The 20,430-nt window shown below is 64.4% G+C and carries 15 protein-coding genes; 7 read left to right on the top strand and 8 right to left on the bottom strand.

The annotated features are described in order from the left end of the window. The first annotated feature begins 123 nt into the window (after positions 1-123). Positions 124-1,344 carry a Fic family protein gene (locus ACR9ZH_RS17045; protein ID WP_481291950.1) on the top strand — a complete coding sequence of 407 codons (1,221 nt, stop codon included), beginning with the start codon at positions 124-126 and terminating at the stop codon, positions 1,342-1,344. Positions 1,345-1,451: 107 nt separating this feature from the next. Here ACR9ZH_RS17045 and ACR9ZH_RS17040 read toward each other — a convergent pair whose 3' ends face one another. Then, positions 1,452-1,910 carry a hemerythrin domain-containing protein gene (locus tag ACR9ZH_RS17040; protein ID WP_481291949.1) on the bottom strand — a complete coding sequence of 153 codons (459 nt, stop codon included), beginning with the start codon at positions 1,908-1,910 and terminating at the stop codon, positions 1,452-1,454. Between the two features lie 157 nt (positions 1,911-2,067). Then, positions 2,068-2,454 carry a VOC family protein gene (locus ACR9ZH_RS17035; protein ID WP_481291948.1) on the bottom strand — a complete coding sequence of 129 codons (387 nt, stop codon included), beginning with the start codon at positions 2,452-2,454 and terminating at the stop codon, positions 2,068-2,070. A gap of 194 nt (positions 2,455-2,648) precedes the next feature. Between ACR9ZH_RS17035 and ACR9ZH_RS17030 the strand changes: the two genes are divergently transcribed. Then, complete coding sequence (locus ACR9ZH_RS17030; RefSeq protein ID WP_481291947.1) at positions 2,649-4,160, top strand: alpha/beta hydrolase; 1,512 nt, start codon at positions 2,649-2,651, stop codon at positions 4,158-4,160. Here the strand turns inward: ACR9ZH_RS17030 and ACR9ZH_RS17025 are convergent. Continuing rightward, entirely contained in the window at positions 4,157-5,095 is a 939-nt protein-coding gene (locus ACR9ZH_RS17025) for a LysR family transcriptional regulator (protein WP_481291946.1), read from the bottom strand. The genes ACR9ZH_RS17030 and ACR9ZH_RS17025 overlap by 4 nt on opposite strands. 115 nt (positions 5,096-5,210) lie before the next feature. On the opposite strand from ACR9ZH_RS17025, the gene ACR9ZH_RS17020 reads away from it, so the two are divergent. Further along, the gene (locus tag ACR9ZH_RS17020; protein WP_481291945.1) at positions 5,211-5,960 is read left to right on the top strand and encodes a 3-oxoacyl-ACP reductase family protein; all 750 of its coding nucleotides are present in this window, start codon (positions 5,211-5,213) and stop codon (positions 5,958-5,960) included. Positions 5,961-6,008: 48 nt separating this feature from the next. Here the strand turns inward: ACR9ZH_RS17020 and ACR9ZH_RS17015 are convergent, their stop codons facing one another. Continuing rightward, a complete protein-coding gene (locus ACR9ZH_RS17015) occupies positions 6,009-9,155 on the bottom strand; it encodes a hypothetical protein (RefSeq protein WP_481291944.1) in 3,147 nt (1,048 codons plus the stop codon). 309 nt (positions 9,156-9,464) lie between these two features. Between ACR9ZH_RS17015 and ACR9ZH_RS17010 the strand changes: the two genes are divergently transcribed. Beyond that, positions 9,465-10,772, top strand: a complete 1,308-nt coding sequence (locus ACR9ZH_RS17010; protein ID WP_481291943.1) for a sensor histidine kinase — start codon at positions 9,465-9,467, stop codon at positions 10,770-10,772. Here ACR9ZH_RS17010 and ACR9ZH_RS17005 read toward each other — a convergent pair. The 4 genes from ACR9ZH_RS17005 to ACR9ZH_RS16990 all read right to left on the bottom strand — a co-directional run bounded on the left by ACR9ZH_RS17005 (position 10,754) and on the right by ACR9ZH_RS16990 (position 12,901). Then, positions 10,754-11,473 carry a response regulator transcription factor gene (locus tag ACR9ZH_RS17005; protein ID WP_481291942.1) on the bottom strand — a complete coding sequence of 240 codons (720 nt, stop codon included), beginning with the start codon at positions 11,471-11,473 and terminating at the stop codon, positions 10,754-10,756. The two genes, ACR9ZH_RS17010 and ACR9ZH_RS17005, sit on opposite strands and share 19 nt — an antisense overlap. A gap of 121 nt (positions 11,474-11,594) precedes the next feature. Then, the gene (locus ACR9ZH_RS17000; RefSeq protein ID WP_481291941.1) at positions 11,595-12,062 is read right to left on the bottom strand and encodes an Hsp20 family protein; all 468 of its coding nucleotides are present in this window, start codon (positions 12,060-12,062) and stop codon (positions 11,595-11,597) included. A gap of 228 nt (positions 12,063-12,290) precedes the next feature. Next, complete coding sequence (locus tag ACR9ZH_RS16995; protein WP_481291940.1) at positions 12,291-12,476, bottom strand: DUF3606 domain-containing protein; 186 nt, start codon at positions 12,474-12,476, stop codon at positions 12,291-12,293. A gap of 74 nt (positions 12,477-12,550) precedes the next feature. Then, positions 12,551-12,901, bottom strand: coding sequence for a DUF488 domain-containing protein (locus ACR9ZH_RS16990; RefSeq protein WP_481291939.1), 351 nt, complete (start codon positions 12,899-12,901; stop codon positions 12,551-12,553). 98 nt (positions 12,902-12,999) lie between these two features. On the opposite strand from ACR9ZH_RS16990, the gene ACR9ZH_RS16985 reads away from it, so the two are divergent. The 3 genes from ACR9ZH_RS16985 (at position 13,000) to ACR9ZH_RS16975 (ending at position 20,398) form a co-directional block, all read left to right on the top strand. Then, on the top strand, positions 13,000-13,470 hold the full coding sequence (locus tag ACR9ZH_RS16985) for a hypothetical protein (protein WP_481291938.1): 471 nt from the start codon (positions 13,000-13,002) through the stop codon (positions 13,468-13,470). A 370-nt stretch (positions 13,471-13,840) separates the two neighbouring features. Beyond that, positions 13,841-16,888, top strand: coding sequence for a TonB-dependent receptor (locus tag ACR9ZH_RS16980; protein ID WP_481291937.1), 3,048 nt, complete (start codon positions 13,841-13,843; stop codon positions 16,886-16,888). Positions 16,889-17,347: 459 nt separating this feature from the next. Further along, positions 17,348-20,398 (top strand): TonB-dependent receptor, encoded by a 3,051-nt coding sequence (locus tag ACR9ZH_RS16975; RefSeq protein WP_481291936.1) that lies wholly within the window; start codon positions 17,348-17,350, stop codon positions 20,396-20,398. The last annotated feature ends 32 nt before the right edge of the window (positions 20,399-20,430 follow it).

The following is a 20,430-nucleotide window of genomic DNA, read 5'->3' as shown; positions in this document are numbered from 1 at the left end:
CCCTCTTTATACGGACACTAGCCACCGCTCTGGTGAAATCGTGGGCTGCCGCGCAACGGACGTGCCGGATCATGTCCTATCCTCGAACAAGCTCGCCTCTTATTCAATGATATGGACTTATCCTTGAATAAGTCGGAGAGTTATTCCAACTTACCAATCCGGTGTTCCCGCCATGCGCCAGCAGGATCTGACCCCTGCCGTCGACGACAACTCGTCGCCTGTGCGCCTCTCCATGGCCATTGCAAGGCATTGGTGCCGCCAGCTACGCCACGCTCCCCCTCCCTGCCGCGCGAGGCATCCGCATCCATCCGCGAGGCTTCGGTAGCGCTCGGCCGTCTCCAGGAGGCCACCAGGCTCCTGCCGAACACCAACCTCATCACCAGGACGCTGACCCGGCGCGAGGCGGTGCAGAGTTCGCAGATCGAGGGCACCCGGGCGCAACTTTCCGAACTGCTGGAGTACGAGGCGACACGAAGCTTCGATGGCGCCCCCGCGGATGCCCAGGTCACGGAGCGATACGTCGTCGCGCTGGACCTCGGACTGAAATCGCTTCATGGGCCGAAGGGCGGAAACGTCACCCTCGATCTCATCCGGACGCTCCATCGAACGCTTATGGAAAATGCGGTACCCCACGTGACGCCGGGAGCCTGGCGCGACAACCAGGCATGGATCGGCGCGGGGCGCATCGAGGATGCAACGTTTATCCCCCCTCCTCCTGGATACATCGATCAATGCATGCGGGAACTGGAAGACTCCATGCTCCGCTACAAGCCGCGGGAAGACGAGGTCTGGGAGCTTCCCATGGTCCTCCGCCTGGCCCTGGCCCATGCGCAATTCGAAACCGTTCGCCCGTTCGCCGACGGCAATGGACGCGTCGGGCGTCTGCTGATGCCGCTGATGCTGGCGGAAGCAGGCTATCCGCCTCTTTATTTGTCCGGCTATCTTCTGCGCCATCGCCAGGCCTATTACGCAGCCCTCGCCGGCGTGCAGTTACGCGAGGAATGGAATACCTGGATCGTGTTTATCTGCCGCGCCATCGTCGCCGCATGCGACACATCCGTTGCGATCGCGGAAGACATGAACCATATGGCAGGGCGCTGGCAGGCACAGCTTTCCGATCTTCGCGCTGATGCCGCCGCCAGAAAGGTGCCCCGGCTCCTCCTTGGGCATCCTGTCGTCAGCATCAACGAGTTGGCTTCGTTGCTGGGCACGTCGTTCCAGACGGCATCCACCGCCGTCGAAATCCTGGTCGAACGCGGCATTCTCCATTCGTCCTCGCCGATGGCTAAGCGCGGTCGCGTGTTCCGCGCCACGGAACTGCTTGAGCGGCTCGAGCGAGACTAGCCAACGAGCCTGCTGCGCGAGTCCGTCGATTCGCTTTGATAAGGGCGAGTCCTAAGCGAATTCGGCAGTGTTGGGCAAGCCCCGAACACTGCCGAAGGAAGCGAAACTCAGCCAAACGAAGCGATGACCTCGGCCTTCCGCTCTTCCATCTGGGCGCCGAGTTCGGCCAGCTCCTCCCTGGACAGGAGTTCCTTCGCGTCCTTGAACATCTGTTTCTCCTCCTCGTCGGCGTGATGCTCGATGAGTTCCTTCAGGACCTTGGCCCGGCCGGAGAATTCGACGCTTGAGGGGTCCGTGTCCAGGAGATCGGGCATGACCAGGTCTTCGGCCGCGCGATGCTCCTCGAGCGCCTCGAAGTACATCTTCGCTTCAGCCTTCTTTCCCGCCTCCTTGAAGGCCGGGTAGAAGATTTCTTCTTCGATGGTGGTATGTGCTTTCAGGTTGATCTCGATCTCGCGGAGCAAGGCGGCTCGCTTCTTCGTCGAGCGTTCGCTGGTCTCTGCCAGTTGCGCTAGCAGGTCCTTCACGAGCTTGTGGTCGGTCTTGAGGAGTTTGATGGCGTCCATCGGTGTCATCCTGGCGGTGGCTTGGGTGGCCTACCTTCGAGGGATGGCTGTGAAAATCCCGCGATTGAGCGCATTTCGGCGTCATTCCTGCGAAGGCAGGGACGACGTGGGGGGCCCGGTTCTATCGCGGGGAAGCTCCGTCGTTTCGCGAGAGAGCTCAGTCGTTTTCCGGGGGTTGCCAGAGTTCGACCTTGTTGCCTTCGGGGTCGATGACCCAGCCAAACTGTCCGTACTCGGAGTCGGGCGCTTTCTCGAGTACGTTGCAGCCTTCTTCGCGCAGTGCCGCCAACAAGGCGTCCAGGTTCTCCACGCGGTAATTGATCATGAAGGGCGCGGAACCCGCTGGAAACTGCTCGCCGCCCGCGGCACTGACGGACCAGATGGTCATGCCCTTCGTCGGGTTGCCCGCATCGTCCGTCCACGGGAACACGGCGCCGCCCCAGTCCTGCACGTCGATGCCCAGGTGCTTCTTGTACCAGGCGCCCAAGGCGGCGGGGTCTTTTGCCTGGAAGAAAATTCCCCCGATGCCGGTGACTCGCTTCATCTGGCTCTCCGTGACGTCGTGTCCGCAGTGACTGGACTCTGCGATGTCCTTGTACCCCGGTCAATACGACGTAGCGTTTCCGACCAAGTTGTCCTGGCACGGCCAGGAAGGTGGCCGCTGGCACGGCGCAAGGGGCCCTTGCCGGTATTTCCTGACTGTGGAAGCATCCGCCAACTGCCAGGAGGAACGCACGCATGCTTCCGTTCGACAGGATCTCCCGCCGGTCGCTGGCATGGGCCTTGCTCATGCTCCTTCCCACCGGGGTCTGGGCGCAGCAGCACAAGGCAGGCGACATCGCCGTCGAGCACCGCAGCACCACGGACGAGAAAGGCCAGCCGGTCGCCTATGACATAGGCACGCTGTACGTCCCCGAGAACCGGCACAAACCGGGGAGCCGGCTCATCGGCGTGGGTTTCGCACGCATCAAGGGTTCGGCCTCGACCCGTCCTGGCACGCCGCCTGTTTTCTGGCTGCCTGGCGGCCCGGGCTTGAAAGTGCTGGGCGCCTTCGACCACGACGACGCGACCTCCCGTTCGCGTCTCGCGTCCTGGCTGACGTACGGCCAGGTAGGCGACCTCGTCATCGTCGAACAACGCGGTTACACCGTGCGCGGCGAGACCTTGACCGTTCCCTCGTCGGCATGGCCGGACGACCAACCCGCTACCGTCGCCGAAGACGTGGCCTCGATGCGTGCACAGGCCCGCGCGGCGATCGCGGCCCATCATGACAAGGATCTTTCCGGATACGACATCGGTGAGTTCGCGGCCGACGTCGACGATCTTCGTCGTGCGCTTGGCTATTCGAAGATCAGCCTCTTCGGCGGCAGCTTCGGTTCGCAATGGTCACTGGCGGTCATGCGGCTGCATCCGGACATCGTGAGCCGCGCCGTCCTCGCCAGCGTGGAACCGCTCGACAACGGCTACGACATGCCGTCGCACGTGTACGCCTCGCTGCAACGGATCGCCTACGACGCCGATAAAGCCCCTGCCCTGGCGCCGTACCTGCCCACGGGGGGCATGATGGCCGCGGTGCGGGAATTGCACGAACGCTTCGCCGCCGGTCCAGTCACAGTGGATATCGAGGATGAAAAGGGACAGCCGCGCCACATCGTCCTCGGCCTTGGCGATCTTCAGCAGGCGCTGATTTCGCATACGGCGGAAAGTTCGGAATGGCCCGCCTTCATCCTGTCGCTCTACCATCGCCACTACGACGCATGGGCGCGCGAGGTCGCCAGCGATCGCGCCGCTGGAACGACCACGTTGATCGGCCCGCTGGCCGACAGCAGCCTCGGGGTCAGCGCCGAGCGCAATCAACTGCTCCATACGGACCCGGCCCTCGACATGCTGGGCACGTGGAACTTCGAGAGCAACATCGCTTCGGCAGCTGACTGGCCGACCGGGGACATGGGCGACGAGGTGCGCAAGCCGCGGGTGTCGAACATTCCCGTCATTTTCATCAACGGTGACTGGGATACGTCGACGCCCATCGAGAATATGCTGGGCCTCCTTCCCTATTTCCCGACGGCCCATGCGATCCTGGTCCATCGTGGGTCGCACGACGGGGCGTTCTATCAGCTGAGGAACGAACCCGCGGCGAAACAGGCGGTTTACCGGTTCCTCGCCACCGGCGACATGACCGGGTTGCCCACCGAGGTGACCCTACCGGTGCCCGAATTCGAGGTGCCGGCGTTCGCGCCGCCGGGCTAGAGCACCACCGGATGCAAGGCATTGAAACGCGCCGGCAGGTCCTGCTCCCGGAAGCTTTCCACGATGTGGTCGATGAAAACCCGGGTCTTCTGCGGAAGCAGGGCCTGGGCCGAGTAATAGATCGACAGGTTGCCGCCCTCCACCCACCAGTCCGGTAGCACGCGCGTCACCCGATCGCGCTCGATCCAGGGCAAGGCCGATTGCACGGCGACCAGGGCGATGCCCATGCCGAGGGCGGCGGCATGGCATGCCGCGTCGGGATCGTCGAACACGATGCGTCTGTCCAGCTCGATCGCCGCTTCCGCGCCATACCGGTTGGACAGCACCCAGTCGCGCACGCGCCCGGTCTGCGGAGAGCGAATGAGGATGCCTTCCCTGCCTTTCAGATCCTCCGGCCTCGCGATGCGCGGGCTGCTGGCCAGGAACGCCGGGGAAGCGACAAGGATGCGGTGCGCAGGTGCCAATGCGCGAGCGACCACGCCGGGACGAAGGTCGAAGCCGCCGCCGATGGCGACATCGAAGCCATCGGTAATCAGGTCGACAGGACGATTGTCGAAACGCCAGTCCGGCCGGATAGTTGGATATTTCTTCAAGAACGTGTCGAGCATCGGCACTATAAATTCCCTGCCGAAGGCATTGGGAAGCGCCACGCGAAGTTCACCGGCAGGCCCCGTGGTACGCGCCCGCGCATTGGCCATGGCGTTATGCAGTTGGTCCAGGCTGCCCTGGACTTCCTGCCGGAACGCCTCGCCCGCCTCGGTCAGCGAAAGCCGCCGCGTGGTCCGCTGGAACAGCCGGACGCCCAGTTCCAGCTCGAGACGCGCCACGTTCTTGCCGACCGCCGCGGGGGTTAGGCCGAGGATGCGCGCCGCGGCGGCGAAACTGCCCGATTCCGCGCTGCGGATGAAGCAAGCAATGCCGTTGAGGGTGTCCACGGGCCGATTCTAAACCCTGTGGATCGAATGAAACTACCACTCCAGCTCTAGTGGTTGATGCTGCCAAAGCCTAGATTGATCTGGCTTTCGAACCTCATCCTTCCGGAGATTTAGCATGACCAACCTCAATTCCATTCAGGGCAAGAGCGCCCTCGTGCTCGGCGGCTCGCGTGGCATCGGTGCCGCCATCGCCCGCCGTCTCGCCGCCGGCGGCGCGTCGGTCGCGATCACCTATGTGCAGGGTGCCACCGCCGCCAGCGCCGTCGTCGACGACATCACCAAGGCCGGCGGCCGTGCCATCGCCGTCCAGGCGGACAGCGCGAACGATGCGGCCGTCGAAGCTGCCGTGACCAAGACCAGGGAGGCGTTCGGCGGCTTCGACATCCTGGTCAACAGTGCCGGCGTGCTCGCCATCGCTCCGATCGAGGAATTCACCACGGAAGACATCGATCGCACGATCGACATCAACATCCGGGCGGCCGTGATCGCCAGCCGTGCCGCCGCCCGCGTGATGGGCCAGGGCGGGCGCATCATCCATATCGGCAGCACCAACGCCGAGCGCATGCCATTCGCGGGCGGCGCGGTGTATGCGATGAGCAAGTCGGCGCTGCAAGGCCTGACCCAGGGCCTGGCCCGCGACCTCGGACCGAAGGGCATCACCGTGAACCTGGTGCAGCCCGGCCCCGTGGACACCGACATGAATCCGGCCAGCGGCCCGATGGCCGCGAACCTGATTCCTCTTCTCGCCATTGGCCGCTACGGTCATCCGGACGAAATCGCCAGCTTCGTCGCTTATCTCGCCGGCCCCGAGGCCGCGAACATCACAGGCGCGAGCCTCATGATCGATGGCGGGTTTGCTGCGTGACAAAGCGTGCCGTGCGCCTTCCCAGGCGCACGGTATTTTTTCCAGGCCTTACAGGTCTACGCCAAAGCCGACGCCAGCCGAATTTTCCGAGCCGCTGAACGCGCCGCCGATGCTTACCCGCATGCGCTCGCCGACCGGCGCCGCATAGCCCACGGACAAGGCCGACTGCCCTCCCGAAACACCTGCGCCGACGGCGATGCGGCCATGCGATGAGGTGGTACCCGCCGCGTTGATCGCCATCTGCGTGCTGGCTGCACCGATCGCGCCGATGCGGTCCATGCGCTCGTCGACACGATGGAAACGGTCGTCCACCTGGTTGCGGAAGGAGTTGAACTCGCCACTGCCCACCATGTTCACCAGCTTGCTATCCGCATAGGCTTTGGCGTCGGTTAGCGTGCGCTGGTCGCCGGTGTCCGCGTACGACTTCGCATTGACCAGCGCTTCGTCGACCTGCCCGACGGTCGCTGGATCGGTCGTCGCCGTCGGCGTGGCCGGTGCGGCGGCAGGTGTTGCGAGGGTCGTTGGCGCAAGTGAGTCGGGCGCGCTGCGCTTCGCCGACAACGTGTTTGCCGTCCTGGCGGATTTGGCCGTCGCAGCGATACCCCCGGTCCCCGCTACGTCATCACCTGCCATGGCGGCATCCTCGAGGGCACCGACGCGGCCATCCAGCTGCGAAAGCGCACCATCGACGGCACCAAAGGCGTCACCGACGTTGTTGAAGCTCGCGCCCTGGATCGTGTACAGCGGCGCCGCGAATCCCGCGACGCCGAAGCTCGCACCGCCACCGAAGGCCCGGGCCACGTCCTCCCCGAACGCACCCAGCTGGCCGCTGGCGACCTGGGCCGTCTTCTTCAGCTGCGCCATGTTCACCGCATCGGTGTCCGCGCTGCCCGGTGCGACATTGACGACACGACGCGTCAGCACATCGCCGTAGGGCTGGCCACCCGAGTTCAGATCGTTCGCCGCGTGTCCCACGGAGACGACGTTGTCCTGGCCAGCTGCCGAGTACGAACCCAGCGAAACGCTACCCTTGCCTAGCGCCGTCGTCGACCAGCCGATGCTCGCGCTTTCCTTGCCGACGGCGTTCGACAGTGCGCCCACCGCGGTGGCGTTCTCGCCCGAGGCGAAAGCTTTCTCGCCCAGCGCCATCGCCCGCTCGCCGCTGGTCGATGCACCGGCACCGATGGAGACGCCCAGCGTGTTGTATGCCCGCGCCTGGTTGCCGATCGCCACGGAGCGGCTGCCTCGTGCGGTGCTCGCTCCGCCGATGGCGACGGCACTGTCTCCCGAGGCCTCGGCCACCGCGCCCACGGCGACCGTCGCATACTCCGTCGCGTGTGCCGCCACGCCCAGCGCGGTGCTTTCCTTGCCGCTCGCTTCGGTCGACCAGGTCTCGTGCTCCCAGGTGTCGCCGTTGATGACGATCATCTGGCCGCCCACGGCGGTCGCGCTCTGCCCCGTCGCCTGGCTGCCGACACCATAGGCGGTGCTCCACTTGGCCTGAGCAAGGCTGCCATACCCCGTGGCCGTCGAGAGTTCGCCGAATGCATTCGCACCGGCGCCAAGGGCGACCGACTCGTCGCCCATCGCCAGGGCGCCCGAACCGGCGGCCAGGGCATAGGCACCGGTGGCAAGGGCGTTATCGTCGGTCGCACCGGTCGCGGCGAAGTACCGCGACGCGTCGGCGTTGCGCAACTGGCCAACGGTGGCGGCGTCGGAATCGTTCACGCCGTCGGAAACATTCACGATGCGCCGCGTCAGCGTGTCCTCGTAAGGCGCGCCGAACATATCAGGGTCACCGGCGATATGCCCCACCGAGACGACGTCGTCGAGCAGGGTCGCCGAGTACGCGCCAAGTGCGACGCTGCGCGCGCCGACGGCGGCGGCGGCCCAGCCGGCGGCCACGCTCTGGTCGCCGTATGCACGCGATACCGCCCCGATGGCGGCAGCTCCGTCGCCATCCGCCCGCGCCGTCTCGCCCAGTGCCGTGGCACGGGGACCCGTGGTGATCGCGTTCGCGCCGAGGGAGACGCCCAGCACGTCGAACGCTCTTGCCTGACTGCCTATTGCGATTGAACGCGCGCCGCGCGCGGTGCTCGCCGAACCGACCGCGACAGCCGAATCCGCCGAGGATTCGGCCACGGCACCCACCGCGACGCTGCCGTAGTTGTTGGCATGCGCCGCGACACCGAGCGCCGTGCTTTCCTGCCCGTTCGCCTCGGTCACCCAGGTCTGCTCCTCCCAGGTGCTGCCGTCGATCACCGTCATCGCACCGCCGATGGCCGTGGAACTCTGCCCGTTCGCCTGGCTGCCGACACCGTACGCCGTGCTCCACAGGGCACCGGCGCGGCTGGCGTAACCGCCCGCCGTGCTCAGTTCACCGGCGGCGGTGGACCGGGCGCCCAGGGCAAGGCTACCCGGTCCTTCGGCCAGGGAATCCATGCCCATCGCCACGCTCTCCATCCCGATGGACTGCGACAGCGGGCCGAGGGCAAGGCTGAAGTCGCCGTGCGACCAGGCGGTACCGCCGAGCGCGGAACTGCCCACGCCCGAAGCGACGGAGCGTTCGCCGACCGCCGTGCTGAAGTCGCCCTCCGCATGCGCGCCCGCACCAACCGCCGTGGCGTGCGCGCCGAGTGCCTCGGTGCGCACGAAGCCGAGGAAAGAATCGAAAGAGCCGCCGATGGCCGTGCTGGATTCCCCCGCGGCATTCGCGCGTCCGCCCACGGCGGTGGCGCCGCGCTCGGTCGCCTGGCTTTCCATGCCCTGGGCCACGGCCCATTCGCCAACGGCCCGGCTGTCCTTGCCCCCGGCGAGCGCGCCGTAGCCCATCGCCTGTGCGTAGCCGCCGAACGCGGACGCGTAATCGGCACCAGCGAGCGATCCGGTGCCGATGGCCGTGGCGTTCACGCCATTCGAAGACGCGCCGGCTCCGGCCGCCATGGCGTTTGTCCCGACCGCCCGGGAGATATCACTGCCGTCGCCCGCGCCGTTGGCCGTGAAGTAGTCGGCAGCCGCCAGCAAGCGCGCGAGGTCGGGCCGCGTGCAGCCCAGCGCCTGCCCTGTCCTGGCCTGGGCCGGATCGAGGATGCCCCACGGACACGACGCAGCGGATGCCGTCGTGCCGTAGAGCGTCGTGCCGATCGCGATCGCGAGCACTGCACCGCGTACCACCTTGCCGTGTGTCGTGTTCATCGTTGTCTCCCGAAGAAACCCTGCCGGCGTATGCAAGCGGATGGACCGCCACGCCGATGAGGCGCACAACGTAGGAACTGTCGCGGAGCGAGTCACGCTCACTTGCTCCCGACTTCTCACACTTGCTCACATGGGTGCGGCGGGCTTAGTGTTCGTGCACGGGCCAACACGTGAGCCGTAGGGGGCGGCCACGACATCGGGGTGGTGGTTACCATGTGGAGGCACATACGCGCGTGGCTGGGTCGCGTTCCAGTCCGTGACGCCGTCGATCGACGCAATGCGGTTTTCCTTCAATTCGTCCTGGCCTGGATGGGCCTGTTCCTTCCGCTCAACTGGCTTTACCTGCGCCTGACCGTCGGCTTCTCCGACGCCCACGGACTGGATGTCGATCGGTGGATGGGACTGGCCATCGTGCCCGTCGCATGGGCGTGCGTATGGGCGATCCGGCGCGGACATTTCCGTGCGGCGGTCGTCGGGTTCATCGTGGCGCAGGTGGCCACGCAAGCCGTCGCCTATGCGGCGACGGGGCTGCGCCTGCAGATGAGCGACCCCAGCGTGCCCATGCTCCTGGTCGTACTCGGCGGCCTTCTGCTCGGCCGCCGCACGCTATGGCTGCTGTTCGCCGTATTGCTGGGCATGTTCGCGATAGGTGCCGTCACCGACGTACTCGCCGCGCTGGAGGCTGGCAAGCCCTGGCATGCGGCGGTGAGCTATACACCCTCGCTGGCGATCCGTTATCTCATCATCATCGTCGTACTCGATCGCTGCATCGCGGCGTTGCGCGAGAGCCTCGACGATTCCGTGCGGCGCAGCGCGGAACTGGCGATCTCCAATGCCCGCTTGCGTTTCGAGATGGGCGAACGGGAGCGCGCGCAGGAGCACCTCGTGCATGCGCAGAAGATGGAGGCCGTCGGCCGGCTGGCGGGCGGTATCTCGCACGACTTCAACCACGTGTTGAATGTGATCGTGGGCTATGCAGGCCAGCGGCATCGCTCGGACGCCAGCCTGGACCTGCTCCATCGTGCGCTCGAGGGCGTGGAGGCCGCGGCCAGCCGGGGCGCCGTGATCTGCCGCAAGCTGCTTGGTTTCAGCCGGCGGGAAATGTCACATCCGGAGACCTTCGAAGCGGGCCACGCCGTGCGCGAACTGGTGCCGATGCTGACGCAGCTGATGGGTCCGTCGATCCGACTGGAAGTCGACGTAGACAAGGCGCCGACGCCGTTGCGCATCGACCGCTCGCAGCTGGAGCTGGCCCTGCTCAATATCGCCGCGAACGCAAGGGATGCGATGGATGCCGGAGGCATGCTCCGCATCGGTGTTCGCCGCGAGGCGGCGCACGTGGAAATCGACGTCACCGACAACGGTCACGGCATGGATGCTGCGACACGCCGCCGGATCTTCGAACCGTTCTTCACGACCAAGCCCAACGACGAGGGCACCGGGCTCGGCTTGTCGATGGCACGCGACGTCGTCGCGGCCGCGGGCGGCAGCATCCGCGCCGAGAGCGAGCGCGGCGTGGGCAGCCGCTTCGTGCTGCGCCTCCCCGTAGCCGCGGCCGGATATGGCGCTTGCGATTCCCGTTTGGACGCTGCCTGCGCTCAGGGAATCATGACGTAGCCGACCCCGTGCACGGCGCGCACTGGCAAGGCCTCGCCTGTGCCGTCGGCAACCTTCTTGCGGAGCCGGTGCACGATCGTCTCCAGCCGGTGCGGATCGAAGTCGTGCACGTTTTCTGTGAGCGAGGCGATGATCGCCTCGCGCGGCACGGGCTCGGCCGGCTGCTCCAGCAGGAGGCTCATGACGCGGCGCTCGGCCTGCGTCAGCGCGACCATGGCGCCAGAAGGTGCGATGAGGCACCAGCCGCCCGCATCCAGGGTCCATTGGCCGACGGAAGGAACCGCGGTGTCTGCACCCGCCTGCATCCGCAAGCGCCGCTCGAGACTTCGCAGCGTGGCGGCAAGCAGTTCGGTCTGCACCGGCTTGGAGAGGTAGGCGTCGGCACCCTCGCTCAAGCCCCGCACGCGGTCGGGTACACCGTCGCGGCCGGTGAGCATGACGATGCCGATGGACGAGAGGGTGCGCAGGCGACGAGTGACGGAGAAGCCGTCTTCGCCGGGGAGTCCGACGTCGAGCACCACGATGTCGAACCTTCCGCCGAACATCGCCGCATACAGTTCGGCCGCCTTGCCGAACCCCTGCACGTCGAACCCGAAGTCGGCCAGGCCAGGCAGGAGTATCCGGTCACGCAGCTCAATGTCGTCTTCGAGGAGAGCAATCCGTGCCCGAGCGTCATGGGGATGAAGCGATCGTTCGGTCATCCCGCATGGTTATCACAGAGCGGGCCTGCAAGGAAATGCAGCGGACGGACGGCATCGAATGGTGCCGCATGCCGACCGGCAGGGAAGCCCGGGCACCGTCATGGCGCCCGGGCGGGATCGATCAGGCTGCCTGGTCGGTCAACTGCCGCACGGTGGAATCCTTTCCCTCACCGCCTTCGATGCGGATCTGGCGCGGCTTCATCGCCTCCGGCACCTCGCGCTTGAGATCGATCGAGAGCAGGCCGTCGGCCAGGCGCGCGCCGGTGACATGCACGTGTTCCGCCAGCTCGAAACGCCGCTGGAACGGACGGGTGGCGATCCCACGATGCAGGTACTCGCCTTCCGGCTCGCCCTTGCGCTCGCCGCTGACGAGGAGCAGGTTGCCCTGGGTGGTGATCGTCAGGTCACCCTCGCGGAAGCCTGCGACAGCCATGGTCACCCGGTAACGGTCCTCATCCAGCTTGATCGAATCGAACGGGGGATAATTGTCGGACGCCTGGTTGCGCGCCGCCGACTCGAGGAGGTCGAACACGCGGTCGAAACCGACACTGGAACGGTGCAGCGGGGAATAATCGAGAAGAGTTCGCATAGCCATATCCTCATCATCAGCAATACGGAATGGGTTCTCCAGGCCGCCCCGTGAAGCAGGCGGCGGGCCGGTCCCGAAGCGGCCGGCGAACAGTAATTTATGCAGCACCAGGCGAATTTCAAGAGGGGGAGTTTAGCATCCGTTTAGCCGTTGAGACGGCCGTTCGTTGCCCCGCCACGGACGCATGGTCCTAGGTGCATGGGCTCCCCCAGCGGTCCTTGCGCCGCTTCAGGACTTCCTGCGGCGGAGTTCCTCGCCCACGTCTTTTTTCATGACGCCGACCCGCTTCACGGCTTCGCGCAGGACGCTTTCGGAAACACCGAATTCCTTCGTCCAGTACCGGACCTCGTAATCCTCGTTGAGGTTGATGCGGTCACCGTCAGCGGGACCCCGCTTGGTCTTGTCGTCGCTCATGTCATGGCCTCCTGAACATGCTTGCGAGCGTGCCCGATCGAGGGGTAAACGCTACGTAAAAAGCGAGCGAACGATCAATGTTCCTGGCGCAACCACTCCGCCAGCACCGCCGCGTGGTTGATGAGTTCGTCGCGCGCGCCGTAGACCAGGGTCACCTTGCGCTTGCCGGCCAGTGCACGAAGCTCAGCGACCGCCGGGTTGGTCTCCAGTTCCGCGCGGTAGCGGCGCCTGAATTCCCCGAAGCGGTCCTCGCGGTGATCGAACCACGTGCGCAACGATGGTGACGGAGCGACGTCTTTCATCCACAGATCCACCGCTGCCTTCTCCTTGGTGAGGCCCCTGGGCCAGAGGCGATCCACCAGGATACGCATCCCTTCCCTGCCGCCCGGCGCCTCGTAGACCCTTTTGATCGAAATGGAAGGCATGGTTCATGGTCCGAAGTCGACGTGCGTCACACATCGTACCCCCGCCGGTCATCTCCTTCACGTATCCTCCACGGCTGGGGCGTCGGGGACGCCTCGCCATGAGCCGAGGCATTCCCGTGTCGCCACCGTCGAAGAAAAGCATCCTGCATGTTCGGCCCACGCACTTCACTTCGGCAGTGGCGACGGGCATGGCGGTCACCGGTCCGACCGACGACGGTTTCATCCACCTGCATTTCTTCCGCGAAGTGCAGCGCATCACGAACGATGACGTACCAAGCCGTTCCGCCGCTCCGAATGAAGTGGAACTTGCCTGGACGCATGCCGAACCGAACATCCACCTGGTGCGCGAGGAAGTGGCCGTGATTTCCGTTCCCGTGACCCGGCTGCCCTTCATCGGCACGGCGTTGAACAAGGCCGTGCGGTTCGTGGCCAATGTGGTGAACGGCTCACCGTCCAAGCGCAGTGCGCAGCACGCGAACAACGTCACTGTTCCCGTCAGCGGTGCCCGGCGGTCCGACCCGGTCGTTCCGTCCGGAACCATGCCGACCCGGCCCAGGGTTCCGGCCTGACGCCTTTCGCGAAGCTTCCAGTGGCCTTTCTCGAGCCTTTCCAGGCGAAAAATCCCGCCGCGGCCGCAAGTTAGCTACTTGCCTACAAACCTAATAAAAATAGTTACATATGCGCCCAAATCGCACGTTCCTGCGCGATTTCTTGCGATGGCCGCATTTGTGATCCGTAACTATTGACGCGTTCGTAATTACGCGCCTACTGTCGGGCCGACCGCACAGCAATGGGCGGTTCCTGCACGTGGTTCTCCATCGTCATCGATGCTCGGGGGAGATTCGGATCCACGACGATGGAGAAGCGCTTTCCACGTGAGACCGTCGGCCATTCGCCGGCGTTTCGTTGCCCGTTCGGGCTATCTCTGGGGAGCCATACATGAGTCCACGCACTATCCGTCAGGCGCATGTCTTGCGTCGTTCCGCACTCGCATTTGCATTGGCCACCGGTCTCACCGGTACCGGCACCGTGTTCGCACAGGCAACCACTGGCGCCATCTTCGGTCAGGCGGCACCTGGCAGCACGATCCAGGTTACCGGCTCCACCGGCGTTACCCGCCAGGTGCCGGTGGGCGAGGATGGCCGCTATCGCGTCGGCAACCTGCCGCTGGGCGACTACACGGTCAACCTGATGCAGAACGGTCAAGTGGTCGACTCGCGCAAGAATGTCGGCCTCACTGTCGGTGCCGGCTCCGAAGTATCGTTCGCCGCTGCCGCCACAGCCGCCAACGCCCAATCGCTCGACTCCGTCACCGTCAGCGCCAACGCGCTGCCTCCGATCGACGTCTCCGCCGTCGACTCACGCACCGTCGTCACCGCGCAGCAACTCGCCCGGCTGCCCCTGGGTCGCAATGCGGAATCGATCGCCCTGCTCGCGCCGGGCGTGAACCCGGGTGCGGGTTACTTCGGCCGCACCGTGTCGTTCGGTGGCTCAGGCGTGTCGGAGAACGCGTATTACATCAATGGCTACAACACGACCGATCCTTTGAAGAACCTCGGCGGTGTCGGCCTGCCATACGGCGCCATCGACCAGCAGGAAATCTATACCGGCGGTTACAGCGCGATGTACGGCCGCTCCGACGGCGGCGTGATCAGCCAGGTCGGCAAGCGCGGTACGAACGAGTGGCACTTCGGCGCGCAGTTGCTCTGGGAGCCGAAGTTCGCGCGAGCCCAACTGGGCAACCAGTACTTTGCCAACGCCGACCTCCCTCCGGGGTACGGCTATACCTCACCGGAGCTCGCCGGCAAGCTCTACCGGAACCGGGCCGGCGACACCCAGTGGACGCGCACGGTAAGTGCGTATGCCGGCGGTCCGCTGATCAAGGACAAGCTGTTCCTGTTCGTCGCGGCGGAGACGGAGAAGACGGAAGGCACCGATACCAACGCCTTCACCACGGCACCGGCCGCAACCAATCACTTCACTTACGACCTGCCCAAGTACTACGCCAAGCTGGACTGGAACATCAACGACAGCAATATCCTCGAGCTGACCGGAATCAACTCGTCCGACCAGCGCGACGGCAAGTACTCGACGTTCGACTACGACAATCGCGTGCACACCGGCTTCGAAGGCCAGTATCCCGACAGCACGAAGACCTCGTCGACCTACGCCATTGGCAAGTACACCAGCTATATCACCGACGACCTGACCTTCTCGGCCACCTATGGCAAGAGCAAGACGACGGACGTGCAGACCAACCCGGGCGACCAGGGGCTCCCCTTCATAAGCCATCCGGAATTGCAGGATCCGGCTATCCCGGGCGCCGGCTCGCTGGTGAACAGCACCGCCACCACGCGGAAGATTGCTCCTGGCGCCAACAGCAAGACCCACGGCCTGCGCGCCGACCTCGAATGGCAGGTAGGCGACCATCGCCTTACCGGCGGTATCGACAACATGAAGTTCCATGCCCATAACGAGGGCCTTTCCACTACGGGTCCAGGCTACCAGTGGGTGTACGGAAAGGAGAGCGACCCGGCCGCGGCACTGGTGCCGGGCCTTGGTGTCGGCCCTGCTGGCGGCGAAGGCTACTATGCCCGCCGGGCCATCTTCATTACGACCACGAGCATGTCAGTCGACCAGAAGGCGTACTACCTCGAGGACAAGTGGCAGGTGACGGACAAGTTCCTGCTCACGGTCGGTGTCCGCAACGACAAGTTCAAGAACTACAACGACCGCGGCCGCGTTTATGTCGATAGCGGCAACCAGTGGGCGCCGCGCATCGGCGCGTCGTGGGACGTCTTCGGCGATTCCTCGCTGAAGATCTACGGCAACCTCGGCCGCTACTATCTCGCCCTGCCGAACAGCGTTGCCATCCGCGGCGCCTCGTCGTCGTTGAACACCAGCGAATACTTCACTTATACAGGCATCGATCCGAATGGCGAGCCGCTGGGCCTGAGCCCGCTCGGCCCGGGCCCCGTGTCGACCAACGGCGAATACGGCCAGCCGAATGACCCGAAGTCGATCACGGCGACCGACCTCAAGTCGCAGTACCAGGACGAAGCCATCGTCGGCTTCGACAAGACCCTGGGTCCGGATTGGGTCGCCGGCGCGAAGTTCACGTTGCGCAAGCTGCAAGCCGCCATCGACGATGTGTGCGACCTGGTAAACATGGATGGGACCGGCAAGGCCCAGCTGAAGCTCGCCTCGATGGGCATCGATCCGGATTCCGTGACGATCCCTAGCTGCGTGATCTTCAATCCCGGACGGTCGAACGATTTCAGCTTCGCGAACGCGGACGGCAACGGTCGCACCGAGTTCACGATGACGAAGGCCGACTGGGGCTTCTCCACCGGAGCGAAGCGCAAATACTACGGTCTGGACCTGTATTTGATGCATCCGTTCGACGGCAAGTGGTTCGGGCGCATCGATTACACCTTCTCGAAGAGCTACGGCAACACGGAAGGCCAGGTGAAGTCCGACATCGGCCAGACGGATATCTCAAAGACGCAGGATTGGGATGCGGCCGCGATCATGGTCAACAGCAACGGCTTGCTGGCCAACGACCGCAGGCACCAGTTCAAGACGTATGGTTCCTACCAGCTCACGCCGGAGTGGATGTTCTCCGGTTCGCTGCGGATAACGTCTGGTGCGCCGAAGTCCTGCCTCGGCTACTTCGGCCCGAACGACGACGACCCGATCAGCTACGGCTCCTCGTACCACTCCTGCGCGGGCAAGCTCTACGCGCCGGGCGAGAAGCGCATGCCGTGGTTCAAGCAGCTGGACGTGGCGCTGGAGTACCGCCCGGCCTTCGCCGACCACAAGCTGGCCCTCGGCATCCAGGTGTTCAATATCACCAACGAGCGCAAACCGCTGCTCGAGGACTTCACGTACGAGGACGATCGCTTCACGGTCAGCAACACCTACGGCCAGGGCCTGTACTACCAGACGCCGCGCTACGCACGCTTGACCGCGACGTACGACTTCTGATCCCACGCCGGTCATCGTTTCCCTGACGACAACAATAAATGGTCCAGGGACGGACCCTCATTGCAAACTCCCCATCGCCACCGTGACAGAACGGTGGCGTCTTTTTCGTACGTCCGGCGAAAACCGCACGCCCTTGCAGTGAAACTGGTCACAGGAACCCCCGAAAAATTCCTAGGATTCCTAGGAAAAATAGCTAGATATGTCCGCGATACCCCTACCTGACACGTAACATTTTGCGAATGTAAGCTATATGAATCGGTAACTATTGACGCGTCCGGAATCTTGGCTCTATGTTCCCTCCACCGCACCAATCGATCTGCGGTGGCACGTGGTTCTCGATCGTCGTCGCACTCTCGGGGGAGAGTTCGACCCAAGCGCGGCGAGGAGGTTTCCACGTGAGATTCGTCGGTTTCCACCGACGTTAGCTGGCCTGTTTTGGCCAATTCTGGGGAGCGAAAAATGTATTCACGCAACATCCGTCAGACGCAGCTTCTGCGTCGCTCCGCGCTGGCGTTCGCCCTTGCGGTGAGCCTGGGCGGCACAGGGGCCGTGGTCGCGCAGTCCACCACCGGTGCCATCTTCGGCCAGGCCGCGCCCGGCAGCACCATCCAGATCTCCGGCTCCAACGGCGTCAACCGCCAGATTCCGGTCGATGCAGACGGCCGCTACCGCCTCGGCAACCTGCCCCTGGGCAGCTACACGGTCAACGTCGTGCAGAACGGCCAGGTCGTCGATTCGCGCAAGAATGTCAACCTGACCGTCGGCGCGAATTCGGAAGTCTCTTTTGCCGGAGCCACCGCCGCCGACGCCCAGTCGCTCGGTTCGGTGACGGTCACGGCCAATGCGCTCCCGCCGATCGACGTCGCGGCGGTCGACTCGCGCACGGTCGTCACGTCGGAGCAGCTGGCGCGCCTGCCGCTCGGCCGTAACGCCGAAGCCATCGCCCTGCTCGCGCCGGGTGCCGTCACCGGTGCCGGCAGCTTCAAGAATGGCCGCACGGTGTCGTTCGGCGGCGCTGGCGTCACCGAGAACGCGTACTACATCAACGGCTACAACACCTCCGATCCGTTGAAGAACCTCGGCGGCGTCGGCCTCCCTTACGGTGCGATCGACCAGCAGGAAGTCTATACGGGCGGCTATAGCGCCATGTACGGCCGTTCCGACGGTGGCGTGATCAGCCAGGTCGGTAAGCGCGGCACCAATGAATGGCACTTCGGCGCGCAGGTATTGTGGGAGCCGAAGTTTGCCCGCTCGCAGCTCGGCAATGAGTACTTCCCGAGCGCAACGCCGCCCGCCGGCTACGGCTACACCGATCCCTCGCTGACCGGCACGCTCTTCCGCAGCCGTCAGGGCGACACGCAGTGGACCCGCACCGTCAGCGGCTACGCCGGTGGTCCATTGATCAAGGACAAGCTGTACATGTTCGTGGCGGCCGAATCCGAGAAGACGGAAGGTACGACTACGTCGTCCTACATGTCGGCCAAGCCCGCGACCAATAATTACACCTACGATCTTCCGAAGTACTACGCCAAGATCGACTGGAACATCAACGACAGCAACATCCTCGAACTGACGGGCATCCGCTCGACGGACGAGCGCAGCGGTGTCTACGACGTTTACGACTACGATACCCAGTCGCACCTCGGCAAAGACGGCACTTATCCGGATTCGACCAAGATCTCGTCGAAGTACGCCATCGCCAAGTACACCAGCTACATCACCGACGACCTGACGTTCTCGGCGACGTACGGCAAGAGCAGGACAGACGACATCCTGAAGAACCCGGGCAACGGCGACCTGCCGCTGATCAGCGGCGCGACGAACCAGGATCCGGCCCTTAATGGCGGCACGCCGATCCGCACCAATACCGTGACCTCGCAGATGAACGCGCCGGATGCGAACAGCAAGACGCACGGCCTGCGCGCCGACCTCGAGTGGCAGGTGGGCGATCACCGCCTGACCGGCGGTATCGACAACATGTATTACAGCGCCCACAACGAGGGCGTTGACACAACTGGTCCAGGCTATCTGTGGATCTACAGCCACGCCAACAATCCGTCCAAGGCCGTGGTTCCCGGTCTGGGCGTCGGCGCGCCGGGCGGCGAGGGCTACTACGTCTCGAGGTACATCTACAACACCACCACCAGCATGTCGGTGAAGCAGAAGGCGTACTACCTCGAAGACAAGTGGCAGATCACCGACAAGTTCCTGCTGACCGTCGGTGTGCGCAACGACAAGTTCTCCAACTACAACAACGTCGGCGAGTCCTACGTCGACAGCGGTAATCAGTGGGCTCCGCGCGCCGGCTTTGCCTGGGATGTGTTTGGCGATTCCTCGCTGAAGGTGTACGGCAACCTCGGCCGCTACTACCTCGCCTTGCCGAACAGCGTGGCGATCCGTGGCGCCTCGTCGTCGACCTACACGAACGAGTACTTCACGTATACCGGCATCGACAGCCACGGCGAGCCGACCGGCCTTACGCCCATGGGCCCGGGTCCTGTCTCGTCCAATGGCGAATACGGCCAGCCGAACGACGCCAAATCGATCACCGCGACCGACCTCAAGTCGCAGTACCAAGATGAAGCCATCCTTGGCTTCGACAAGACCCTGGGCGCCAATTGGGTGACGGGTGCGAAGTTCACGCTGCGCAAGCTGCAAGCCGCGATCGACGATGTCTGCGATACCGCAAACCCCGACGGGACCGGTAAGGTCCAGTTGAAACTCCAGTCTATGGGCATCGATCCCGACTCGGTCACCATTCCGGGCTGCGTCATCTTCAACCCGGGCAAGACCAATGAGTTCAGCTTCGCCAACGCTGACGGCAACGGCCGTACTGACTTTAAGATGAGCGCGGCCGATTGGGGTTTCACGCAGGGTGCGAAGCGCAAGTACTACGCCCTTGACCTGTACCTCGAGCATCCGTTCGACGGCAAGTGGTTCGCCCGCTTCGATTACACCTTCTCGAAGAGCTACGGCAACACGGAGGGCCAGGTGAAGTCGGACATCGGCCAGGACGACGTCTCGAAGACCCAGGACTGGGATGCCGCCGCACTGATGGTCCACAGCAACGGCCTGCTGGCCAATGACCGCAAGCACCAGTTCAAGGCTTATGGCTCATACCAGCTCACGCCTGAGTGGATGTTCTCGGGTGCGGTCCGCATCACTTCGGGTGCGCCGAAGTCCTGCCTCGGCTATTTCGGTCCGAACGACGACGACCCGATCAGCTACGGTTCGTCGTACCACTCGTGCGCCGGCACACTGTACGCACCGGGCGACCAGCGCCTGCCGTGGGTGAAGCAGCTTGACCTGGCCGTGGAATACCGGCCGGCATTCGCCGACCATAAGCTGGCCTTCGGCCTGCAGGTATTCAACGTCACCAATGAACGCAAGCCGCTCCTCGAAGATTACACCTACGAGGACTCCCCGTTCACGCTCAGCAATACCTACGGCACCGGCCTGTACTACCAGACGCCGCGCTACGCCCGCCTGACCGCGACCTACGACTTCTGACCCTGTCGCAGGCCTGTCTCTTATACACATCT

This window comes from Luteibacter sp. SVR4-7G (genome assembly GCF_056755555.1).
The sequence above is the reverse complement of the archived record's forward strand: the minus strand, read 5'-3'. Positions and strand labels throughout refer to the sequence as shown.